Here is an 11887-nt window from a genome sequence, read left to right as displayed (position 1 = left end):
TTAGTTTAAGATGATAAAACTAATAGGTTATATTCTACTGCTTGTTTTGATTCAATCTTGTAATCAAAATAAATATAACGTTGGAGTTTTCCCAGAAACGGCGACCAATTTGGGCGTAATAAATTCGGCATTTGATGATATCAATTCGGATATGCCGACTGTAAATCATGAGGTCAAACTTGTGTTTTCTTCCAATCGCATAGGCTCTCAACCAAATCATTTTAATCTTGTCGGGTTCGATTTGGTGTTTTACTGGGATAGATCTGAAGGTTTTCTAAGTGTAGGTAAGGGGAACTCACTTTTCGATAATAGCCTTCTTGCTTGGGTCAGAAGGACTGAATCAACATACAATGAGAAAGGGCCTTACAGCTTTGTAGATATGGAGAATAATAAAACCATGTTATTTAGTCGAGATGATGACCAAGGGATTTATTCCATCTATGCTGAGCCAGAAATACCTTCAGTAGCTCCAAATGCCCGAACGAATCAAAGCTTTCAACTCTTTGAAGAGTCAGTCAGCGAAATGTATCCAAGCTTTTACGGTGAGAATTATTTGAAAGGGTCAGATATTTCAAGTCAGGGAAAGCCTGAAAAATTTCTAATGTCATCAGATCGGGATGGAGTTTTCGATATTTATGAATTGGACTTGCCCAGTGATATTTCTTCTTTGGATTATTTATTTGGTAACAGTGCGAAACCTCTTTCAAAGATTTCGATTAATTCTACTTCAAATGATCACATGCCTTTTGTGTATGGGGATTTGTTAGTGTTTGCCTCTGATAGAGCGGGAGGATTTGGAGGGTATGATTTATACTATTCTTTCAAGACGGATTCTGACTGGTCTGATCCTGTGAATTTCGGGCCAAATATCAATTCTGACAAGGATGAATATCGACCTATAGTATCAGAAAATCCAGGGTTCACCAATCGCTTAATGATCTTCTCATCCAATCGTCCTGGTGGACTAGGTGGTTTTGATTTGTACTATGTTGGTATTCCTAAGTTTTGAAAATAAGAGACCTGACAGTTTTTTTGAAACTTGTCAGGTTCTTTCTTACAGCTGAAGTTTCTTACAGTTTGTTAAGGATATCAAATACAAAACCAAGTTAGAGTAGTGATTTTTCTAATTAACCAGCATAGCCGCACCTAATGCAGAGCCATTCGGGAAATCACTTGGAATGATTGTTAATTCCGGAAGCTTTTTGCGAAGCATCTCGACAAAGATATCGTTGGCATTAAAGCCTCCATCGATGAAGAGTCTGCCTACCGGGGCATTGTCTAGAACAAGTTTGATGGCTGCGGTTTGCAAATCGGTGAGCTCATGAATGAAGGTGTAATACGCTTCGTTAAACTCCGTAAAGCGCGACCAATTATTTTCAATGGCTTGTTCTAAATCGTAATGTTCAGGTTTGAGGTATTGAAAATGTACGCGTTTGCCTTCGTAATCTTTTACTTTTTCAAAAAGAGTCACGTTAAATTTCAATTTCTTGTATGTCCCCTGAGGCATCTGAAAGTGCTCATATAGCTTTTCTACTTGGTATTTGTGCTCTTCTCCTATGAACAAACGAGAGATTTTGATGGGATCTCCTTTGATGCTGAGGAATTGTAGGCAATCACTTTTGAGCTCTTTCTTCTTCAGCTTTGTTTTGTTCGACGGATTAATACAGATCGCCCAAGTGCCTGTAGAAAGGAGAGCAAAAGGTTCTGTTTCTTGTTTGATGTATGGAAGTAATGCGGCCGAGGAATCATGCACTCCGATCCCACAGGGTATATTTCCGAGTTCCGGTTTGGTTTTCAACAGCGTGTTTCCTGGCACAATCGGAGGAAGCAGTTTGCGAATTCCTTCTCTATCTACCCATTCATGATAATCATTAGCTTCGTAGTCCCAAAGACCTGTATGACATCCTATGCTGGTGTAATCAGAGACCATTTCTCCGGTAAATAGGAAGCTTAAGTACTGAGGGAAGTGGAAGGAATGAGCGATTCTTTTAAAGAAATCTGGCTTAGTATACTTGATGAAGTATAATTGCAAACCTGAGTTGAGCATTGCCAAAGGAGGAGATGAGGTAGCTCGACAAAAGGTCATTTTTCTACCATTTTCTTCATAAAACTTATTCAGAAGATCCTCTGGAAAAGGCTTCAGGTAATCATAAAGTGGAGTGGCAGGTATGCCATTTTCATCAATGTGCACGAACGAAGCTCCATGGCAAGAGAAATTCAAACGCTTGATCTGGTATTCCGGAGACGTAAGCGCTTCCTTAAATGTATTTAACATCCATTCTTCAAGTGGAGCCAGCGGCATACTTGGGAATTCGTCTTCGTCTGGAACAGGATCTATACGTGTGTAGGAGCTATGTACCTCGGTAAGATTTTCATCAAAAAGAAAAAACTTTTTATTCGTCTTTCCTATGTCAAAAACGGCCGTTACTGGAATTTTACTCATAGTCACGCTATCAGAGCGATTTTCGGATGATCATTTTGAAAGGGCTTTTAAGAGGGATTTTGTCCTCTACTCCTAGGATTTGATTCGCTATTGCAGTACCCATATTGATGAAATCGGTAGAAATAGTAGTGATTCCTTCCGCTAAAATCTCCTTGAGAGGAGTGTCATTATACGAAATGAGTCCGATGTCTTTACCTAATTGAAAAGATTGCTCTCGGGATTTTTTCACAATGTTAGCCAAATCTGTTTCAGCCAAAACTATGAATGAATCGCCTTCATATAATTGTTCATCATCAATACCATCTAAAATTAGGTTGTTGAAATTATGGAAGAAACAAAAGCGCTTAAAGCCATCAATAATCTCCACTGGGTACATATCTCCTCTTGGGAAAACTAGAATCAATCTAGTGTATTTTCTCAAGTGAGTAATGCCAGACTCCAATGCCTCCAATATATCTCTAGCAAAATCCTGATAAACTCCTGGAAATTCATTTTCATGATCTTTCACATCACGATCCATGATCAGGAGTTTATCTTTTGGAATTTGTTGAATCAGGTCATAACACGTCTCTGGATGATTATTCTCATCAAAGAAATGTGGTGCTAAGACGTAGTAATTGTAGTGCCCCAAGTTTCGCTCCAACAAGTTTTCGAAAATCGTACGATTGTAATGGTGGATCTGTAAATCCACCGTCGCATTATCTCCTAATGTCTCTATAATGGAATAATAGATGATCTTCTTATAAGAACTCAACTTGTTGAAAATCAATAACACCTTTAGCTTGTTAGCCATATTTGTAGAACTCACATAGAATCCCTTGCCTCTCACAGAACTAATGATACCTCTATCTCGGAGCTCATTGTAGGCTTTTTCTACCGTATCCCGAGAGAGAAGGAAATCAAAACTAGTCTCATTGATAGAAGGTATTCTATCTCCGATCTTTAGCTTACCTCTTTCTAGATCTTCTAAAATGAGATTGACCACTTGCATGTACTTAGGAGTTCGCGAATCTGTGTGGATCTTTTCTGACTTATCAACCAACATAGTATTTTGGGGTTATTGGGGGTACTAAGTGTAATCGAACTTAATTAATCTACTATTTATCTTGGGAATGCAGCTGCTAGTCCGCCATCTACATTCAGCATATTTCCAGTTGTTTTGCCAAGCTGACCACTTACAAAGACGAATGCTGCATTTGCGATATCGCTAGTTTTCACACTTTCTTTCAATAAGGTACGATTTGCGTAGAACTGTGGCAAGTCTTTCACTTCAATTCCGTAAGCTTTAGCGCGATTTTCGCCCCATCCACCTTCCCAGATGTTTGAGTTTTCAATCACAGCATCAGGATTCACGACGTTTACTTTGATCTTATCCTCAGCCAATTCGGCAGCCATAAGTCTTGACATGTGAAGTTGAGCGGCTTTGGCAGTACCATATGCTACATTTTTTGGACCTGCAACCAAGCCATTCTTACTCGCAATGTTTACAATATCACCACCATGGCCCTGAAGCTTCATGATTTTCACTCCAGCTTTGGAGATATGATATTGGCCCATCACCAAGATGTCATTCAGCCTGTCCCAGTCTTGATCTGTGTGATCTTCGAAAGACTTGCTGATAGAGATACCCGCATTATTGACCATGATATCCACTCCGCCAAATTGTAAGCAAGTTGCTTCAATCGCCGCTTCCAGACTTTCGCCATTGGTCACGTCCAGCTTCACAGTTAGGTACGCGTCTTTTCCGTATTTTTTCAACAATGCATCGCCAGTTGTTTGTAGTCTGTCTCCATCAATGTCAGTAACTACTACACATGCCCCTTCTTGAATGAATTTCTCTACGATAGCCAAACCAATTCCTCCAGCACTTCCTGTTACTAGCGCAACTTTTCTGGAAAGTGGTTGCTCTTTTGGCATTCTCTGAAGTTTAGCTTCTTCAAGTAGCCAATATTCAATATTAAATGCTTCCTGAAGTGGTAAGGATACGTATTCGGATACGGCCTCAGCACCACGCATTACATTAATAGCGTTGATGTAGAATTCACTCGCTACTCGACTTGTTTGCTTGTTTTTTGCGTAGCTGAACATCCCTACGCCTGGCCAGATGATAATTACAGGATTAGAATCTCGAACAGCTGGGCTATTTGTATGCTTATGCTTTTCGTAATAATCGCCATACATCTCTCTGTAAGCTTGGAAAGCTACATTGATTTGTTCTTTCAATGCAGAAAGATCTGTAAGATCTGCGTCTGAAGCGAGGTCCAAAACCAACGGAGATATTTTAGTTCTCAAGAAGTGATCTGGGCAGCTAGTTCCCATTGGAGCTAATTTGCTGAGATCATGACTATTGATAAACTGTAAAACTTCTGGAGCATCGGTAAATGTCCCAATCATAAGATTTTCTGAAGAAGCCAGACCTCTCAATAGAGGTGCAAGGATAGCTGCTTGACTTTTTCTTTGCTCTGGAGCCAGAGATTGAATTTTCTCACCTCCAAATACTGGACGGTTTTTGCCGTAGTTCTCAGCTAAATATTCTGAAGCAGTTTCAATTACTTCCAAGCTATTGACATAGCACTCGTAAGCTGTATCCCCCCAAGTGAATAGTCCATGACCACCGAGCATAATTCCACGGATTCCAGGATTTTCGTCTAATGCTTGCTTAAGTTGCAAGCCAAGATCAAAACCTGGCTTTTGCCACGGCACCCATGCGATCTGACCATCCCAAAGATCTTTTGTGATTTGCTCTCCATCCTTTGCCGCTGCAATTGCAATCGCTGCATCTGGGTGAAGATGGTCTATATGCTTGAATGGTAAAAATGCGTGTAAAGGCGTGTCAATGGAAGGGGCTTTAGACTTAAGGTCATAAATGCAGTGATTGAATAGCTCAACCATTTCATCTTCAAATTCCAAACCTCTGTAAATTCCTTTCAACGCACGAAGCTTGTCCACATAAAGACCTGCTAAACCAGCTTTTGTCAAGGTTCCGATGTCTCCACCTGAGCCCTTTACCCACATTACTTCAACTTTTTCATTGGTCAAAGGGTCTGCTTCGTAGGTTTTGCAGCTTGTGTTTCCGCCACCGTAATTAGTGATTCTCAGATCGGCTCCAAGTATATTTGAACGGTAAATAAGAAGATCTACTTCTTTGCCTTCAAGTTTAGATGCTACAGCATCATCCCAGAGGTAACTTACATGTGTAAAGTTTTGTGTTTTTATGCTCATTGCGTTTAGCAGATTGTTCTGATAGTGAATATGGCAGGAAAGATCGCCTCAGGTATCCTGTGCTGTCTTGACTGCCAATGGGATTTAATTAAAGTATTTGATCACGAACTATGATTAAATTTTGTAATTTCGTGTATAATGGCCTTTTTAAGTAGTATAGGTAGGGCTATGTAGAATTATATTTTGTTGCATATAGAAATTTAGTCATGTAATAGATTACACCTTAAACGACTAGTTTTTATCTTTTTTTGATAGAGTTTGAAATCAATTAAGATTGTAATTTAAAATGTATTGTTCGCAAATCATGAGGATCATTGATTAAGCGCTGCTAAATTTTTCGTTAGGAGGAGCTACTTTCACCTATGCTTTATATAAGGTATGAGGGACTAAAGTATCATTGAGTTGAAAATAATTTTTGGTTACTAGTTTGTTTGAGTTGTCTTGAGCTTAAGGCATCAAATTCATAGATCACCCATCAATTAAGTTTATTAATTGGGAGATGATCACCGTTTCTTTCATTAAGTGAAATTCTGGAAATGGCAGATTATTATGTATTTTAAGCTTAGAAGTGGTTTTTTGACTTAGAATATCAAGGTTAAATGATGGGAGCCTATCTCAATAAATTAAGAGTTATTGACTCTAAAATAATGAGTATAAGGAAAAGTATGCCTGTCTCATCCTAGTCCTAGATAGTTATTTTGACCTCTTTTATTGTCCTTTTTCTAAACATATTGCGTAACAGCGCAACAGCTATATATTAGTATGAGAATTACTAAAGACCAACTTGCCTCATTTTCTCCCAATAACTTTCATTTTCGTTCACTTGAACTTTTACGCGAGCGATTCTCAAACCAACACATTGATTTTGAGAAGGTGATTCGGAAAATTCAGGAATTTCAGATTGCAATACCTAGTGCAGCTTTAGGTAATGGAAGGGCGAGCAAAAAGAAATCCAGAACTGGAGGAGAGCCAAGGGATTTAAGTGAAAAACTTGAAGATATAGGTTTATTGCAGCAATTGACTTGCAAGACTAATTCGGTGTCTATATACATTCCATATGATATACCTGAGGATTTTGGCCAGGTGAAAGACTTAGCGAATGAACTTAATCTGGAATTCGACACGATGAACAGTACTAGCTCACAAGATCAAAACCAGAAAGAATATGCCAAATTGGGTTCTTTAGGCAATCCAAAAAAAGCGATTCGTGATGAGGCAATAGCTCACAATGAGGAGGTGATCAACATTGGAAAAAAACTTGGTAGCAAAGGATTGACGGTTTGGATGGCTGATGGCAGTAATTATCCTGGGCAGTCCAAATTTAGAAGTACACTTGGATGGACGGAAGAATCGCTCCGTGAGATTTACGAGTATATGCCATCAGACTGGGATTTGATGCTAGAATATAAGCCTTATGAACCCAATTGTTATCACACCGTGGTACCAGATTGGGGGACTTCCTCTATGCTTGCTAAGAGGCTCGGCGAGCGAGCAAAAGTGCTGGTGGACCTTGGGCATCATTTACCTAAAACGAATATTGAGCAGATTGTAGCTACTCTAATGTATCAAAATCTGTTGGCTGGGTTTCATTTCAATGACAGTAAATATGGTGATGATGAATTGAATGCAGGTAGCATAAAACCGTATCAACTTTTTTTGATCTTTTGCGAATTGATCAGTGGAGATGAAGATGGAGCACAGACTTGGGATAGTATTTCTTGGATGATAGATGCAAGTTATAACACGCAAGATCCATTGGTGGATTTAATTCAGGCATTGGAGTCTATCTCCATAGCCTATACCAAAGCACTTTTAGTAGATAGGAAAAAGCTACAAGAATTTCAGCAAAACGGAGAAGGTTCACAGGCTCAGGAGATCCTTCAAATGGCTTATTTGACTGATGTGAGACCTTTGGTATGTGAAGCTAGAGTGCGTGCAGGAGGTGCTGCTGAACCTTTAGAGGCGTATAGAATATTGATGATTCGTAATAAATTGGTTCATGAACGAGGAAGGAAATCGCATAATTCTATTTTTTAGTCAACTATAAATCTTAGTATCTTCGGGCATGTTAAAATATAATTTCATACCCTTTGCATTAGTGCTTCTCGCTACTACACTCTTTAGCTGCCAAACTAAAGAGGAAGAGTTCGTAGAGGAAGCAAAAAAGCCAAACATAATTTTTATCCTCGCGGATGACCTCGGATATGGAGATCTAGCTTTCTTAGGCCAACAGTATATAGAAACGCCAAATATCGACCGACTGGCTAAGGAGGGGATGTTTTTTACCAATCACTATTCTGGGGCGACAGTGTGTGCGCCATCACGATCTTCCTTATTGACAGGTTTGCATACTGGACATACGCCTATTAGAGGTAATAAAGAAGTTCAGCCCGAAGGTCAGTACCCTATGCCGGATTCTATTCCTTCAGTGGCAACCATTCTACAAGATGCTGGTTATAAAACTGGTGCTTTTGGGAAGTGGGGCTTAGGTTTTATTGGAACTACCGGGGATCCAAATCAGCAAGGGTTTGAAGAATTCTATGGGTACAATTGTCAGCGCTATGCACATCGATATTATCCTGCTCATTTATGGCACAATAGTGATAAAATTGTTTTAGAAGGAAATGGGTGGGTAGAAAAAACAGTATATGCTCCAGATGTGATCCAAAAAGAGACGATCACTTTTATCGAAAACAATAAGGACAATCCCTTCTTTCTATTCATGCCTATAGTAATGCCTCATGCTGAATTGGCAGCTCCTGAGGATGAAATCATTCAAAAGTACAGAGCCAAATTCGCTGATGAGAAGCCGCATCCCGCAGGTAAAGGGACTGAATATGGTCCTGATATGAGTATCATTGCCTACCAATCTCACCCTACACCTCATGCGGCTTTTGCTGCTATGGTAGAGCGAATGGATGTCTATGTAGGAGAGGTGTTGGCTAAATTGGAAGAGCTTGGATTAGCTGAAAACACGTTGATTATCTTTGCTTCAGATAATGGAGCTCACCAAGAAGGTGGTGCTGATCCAGACTTTTTCGATAGTAATGGGCCATATAGAGGGCATAAGCGGGACCTGTATGAAGGTGGAGTGCGTACGCCAATGATAGCATGGTGGCCAGGAAAAGTGAAGGCAGGGTCGCAAAGTGATCATATTTCTGCCTTCTGGGATTTGCTGCCCACTTTTGCGGATGTAGCTGGAGTGAAAGCGCCAACTAATATCGATGGGATTTCATTTTTACCAGCTATGCTTGAGCAAAAAGACCAGAAAAAGCACGAGTATTTGTACTGGGAATTTCATGAGCAGGGAGGCAAACAAGCAGTGAGACAAGGCAAGTGGAAAGCTGTGAAGCTACAGGTCTTTGGTGCCAATGACCCGAAGATTGAACTTTATGACCTGAGTGTAGATATAGGTGAGGAAAACGATATCGCGGCAGAAAATCCTGAAAAAGTAAAAGAACTGGAGGGCTTGATGAATGCTGCGCATACGCCAAATCCTATTTTCGAATTGCTCCCTTCAGAGCGTAAAAAGTAATAGGTTAAAATGATAAAAGGCGGAGAAAAATCTCCGCCTTTTTGTACCCAATCTATGTACTGTAAAACCTTTGAATAATTAAATATAGATAGTTACCAGTAAGATAGTATCCTTGCCTGTCCTGCTTAAATAGTAATTATATATTTTGCTCAAGCAGAAATTATGCATTAAAGAATCTTAATGAGCTGGTCATTTTGCTCTGGAATTTGACATTAAACTTTTCTTTCTTGAGTCTAAAGACTGGAAACAGAAAGTTTCATGGAGGCTTTTATTTTCTAAGTATTAGTCTACTTTTTTCTTTTGTTTATTCAATTTCATTGATACCGATTTACCAGTTAGCTATGAGAACCTTACATACCTTTTTCTTCCTTGCTTTAGCGATTTCTTGCGCTAGCCCACAAGTCGCTACCGAGGTTTTAGTAGAGACATCAGACTATAAGACAATCGGTTCTGTAGAACGATACGATTCAGATATCTATAAATTAATTCCTGAAGGAGCTGTAATAGAAGTTTTAGCTTCTGGGTTTGAGTGGTCAGAAGGTCCACTATGGCTTACAACTCAAAATGCACTGATTTTTACAGATGTTCCAACAAATAAAATCTGGAAGTGGACAGAGGAAGATAGTTTGACTTTGTTTTTGGAGCCCTCAGGGTATTTGGGAACTGAGAAGAACAAGAAAGAGCCTGGGGCAAACGGCTTGGCTTTGGATTTAGAGGGAAATTTGATTTTATGTCAGCATGGAGAAAGGCGCATTGCGAAAATGAACACTTCGATTGCCACGCCAACGCCTGATTTTACTGCTTTGGCTTCTGATTACGAAGGGAAAAAATTTAATAGCCCAAATGACTTGGTGCTAAATAACTCTGGGCAAATATTTTTCACCGATCCGCCTTACGGGTTGGACGATTGGAATCCTAAGGAATTGGATTTTCAAGGAGTGTATCGATTGGATACAGATGGCACTTTGCATTTGCTCCTGGATAGCCTGAATCGACCAAATGGAATAGGCATAAGTCCGGATCAGAAAACACTTTACGTGGCACAATCCGACGCTCAAAAAGCTAGGTATTATGCGTTTGAGCTGGAAGAAAATGGTGATGTAAAAACTGGGAAGATCTTATTAGATGCCACGGCAAGTGTAGGAAAAAATCTTCCTGGCTTGCCCGATGGTTTGACTGTTCACAGTTCGGGGACTCTTTTTGCTTCAGGCCCTGGGGGGATATGGGTGATAAGTGCAGAGGGAAAACATCTCGGTACTATTCAAACTGGTCAAGGCACTTCGAATTGTACTTTTGATGAAGATGAGCGCTATTTATATATGACCGCAGATGCATTCTTGATGCGGATCAAATTGAACTAGGATTCAATTCGTTTGATTTTCAGGATATGATTTTTTGTATTCGATTAAAAAGTTGATAACCATGTATTTGCGGTGGATAAGTCTGTTCTTTTAGAATATAATTTGGTGGAAAGATGGTGGAGAATTAAGGGTTAAGAATCTTGCAATTGGACGAATTTAGGGAGATATTTATTAAACCAAGTAAGAGATACAAAGACCGAGAATACGATCTCGGATACAGATTGAAAGCTCGTAATTAAAACATGAATGGTCAAAGACCTCAGGGTATTTGTCTGAAATGGATTACCACAGAAGTGTTGATTGATATCTTCAAAGCCGCAAGGTGGCGAGGGAGGAGTTTGAAAGTCAGTATTAGGAATCCGGGCAACTGGATGAAAAGTCTTTAAACAGTAGCTTGGCTCTTTTCGATGACTAGGGTTATCAATAAGAGAGAGGGAAACATTCGCAAGAGGGTTTCCCTTTTTGTTTTTTGTAGTGTTTCCTGCCTATAATACAAGATTTCGACTTCGAGAACATCTGCATAAGTTTTAAAAAAAGCTATGTCCAGCGTCTAATTTTATAATAGTAGTTCAAGTCTTTTACTTTAATTATTTGTTCTCTCTTCAGCACACAAAGCACCTACTTTTTTACTGATGTCGATTATGGTGTGTATAGAGAACTCATAGGGAAATTTCTGATCTTGAGATTGTTATGGAACTACAGCGAGTGAATCTGTTTGCTGTGCAAAAAGATGAGCTCGAAATATGAAAACGCAAAAGGCGATTAGGAGTATACTTGTAGCCTATTTTTTGAGTTGCCGGATTGTATCACTCATATTTGCCCTTTGTTTATCTGTATGATAAAAATCCGCAGTATATTCTGTTAGATTCGAATGCTTATAAGACAGGTAATTTTCATTGTTTTCAGTAGTTTTGAGGTAAACCCTAAAATATCATGAAGTTTAATAAAATCTACTTTGGGCTGTGGATTCTCATCTTTGCTCTGTTTGCTTATTGGCAATTCAATGATCCAGATCCTGAAGTTTGGGTAAGCATTTATGGAGTTGCAATTATCTTTTGTATGATGGGTACCAGGGGCATTTTCCCTAAATTCCCCTTGGCAGTGGTGGTCTTAGCTTGTGTGGCTGGGGCTATTTATTTTTACCCCGGAGGCATAGGAGATTGGATTTCTCAAGAGGTAGAACAACATGATCTGAGCATGAAAACTCCGCAAATGGAGGAAGCTAGAGAAACCTTTGGACTTTTGATTGTAGCGTTGGTACTTAGTCCAGCACTTTGGAAAGCTTGGAAAAGGAATTGAAGTCGAGCGGCCTATATGAATGGCCGG

General features: G+C 39.6%; 8 protein-coding genes. 5 read left to right on the top strand and 3 right to left on the bottom strand.

Annotation, left to right across the window (positions count from 1 at the left end):
- Positions 1-10: 10 nt before the first annotated feature.
- Complete coding sequence (locus BVH02_RS02610) at positions 11-1009, top strand: TolB-like translocation protein (protein ID WP_086498550.1); 999 nt, start codon at positions 11-13, stop codon at positions 1007-1009.
- A gap of 114 nt (positions 1010-1123) precedes the next feature.
- On the opposite strand, the gene BVH02_RS02605 is transcribed toward BVH02_RS02610, so the two are convergent.
- The 3 genes from BVH02_RS02605 to BVH02_RS02595 are packed head-to-tail and all read right to left on the bottom strand — an operon-like array spanning position 1124 to position 5665.
- On the bottom strand, positions 1124-2443 hold the full coding sequence (locus BVH02_RS02605) for an FGGY-family carbohydrate kinase (RefSeq protein ID WP_086498548.1): 1320 nt from the start codon (positions 2441-2443) through the stop codon (positions 1124-1126).
- A gap of 10 nt (positions 2444-2453) precedes the next feature.
- On the bottom strand, positions 2454-3488 hold the full coding sequence (locus tag BVH02_RS02600) for a GntR family transcriptional regulator (RefSeq protein ID WP_086498546.1): 1035 nt from the start codon (positions 3486-3488) through the stop codon (positions 2454-2456).
- Between the two features lie 56 nt (positions 3489-3544).
- Entirely contained in the window at positions 3545-5665 is a 2121-nt protein-coding gene (locus BVH02_RS02595; RefSeq protein WP_086498544.1) for a bifunctional aldolase/short-chain dehydrogenase, read from the bottom strand.
- 762 nt (positions 5666-6427) lie between these two features.
- Here BVH02_RS02595 and BVH02_RS02590 point away from each other — a divergent pair.
- The 4 genes from BVH02_RS02590 to BVH02_RS02575 all read left to right on the top strand — a co-directional run bounded on the left by BVH02_RS02590 (position 6428) and on the right by BVH02_RS02575 (position 11860).
- Positions 6428-7702 (top strand): TIM barrel protein, encoded by a 1275-nt coding sequence (locus BVH02_RS02590; RefSeq protein ID WP_086498542.1) that lies wholly within the window; start codon positions 6428-6430, stop codon positions 7700-7702.
- A 28-nt stretch (positions 7703-7730) separates the two neighbouring features.
- Complete coding sequence (locus BVH02_RS02585; protein ID WP_086498540.1) at positions 7731-9200, top strand: arylsulfatase; 1470 nt, start codon at positions 7731-7733, stop codon at positions 9198-9200.
- A 341-nt stretch (positions 9201-9541) separates the two neighbouring features.
- Entirely contained in the window at positions 9542-10561 is a 1020-nt protein-coding gene (locus BVH02_RS02580) for an SMP-30/gluconolactonase/LRE family protein (protein ID WP_143244175.1), read from the top strand.
- Between the two features lie 933 nt (positions 10562-11494).
- Positions 11495-11860 (top strand): transmembrane 220 family protein, encoded by a 366-nt coding sequence (locus BVH02_RS02575; protein ID WP_223271802.1) that lies wholly within the window; start codon positions 11495-11497, stop codon positions 11858-11860.
- Positions 11861-11887 lie beyond the last annotated feature (27 nt).

The sequence above is a fragment of the Algoriphagus ratkowskyi genome (assembly GCF_002150505.1).
In the GTDB taxonomy this organism is placed as follows: domain Bacteria; phylum Bacteroidota; class Bacteroidia; order Cytophagales; family Cyclobacteriaceae; genus Algoriphagus; species Algoriphagus ratkowskyi.
The sequence above is the reverse complement of the archived record's forward strand: the minus strand, read 5'-3'. Positions and strand labels throughout refer to the sequence as shown.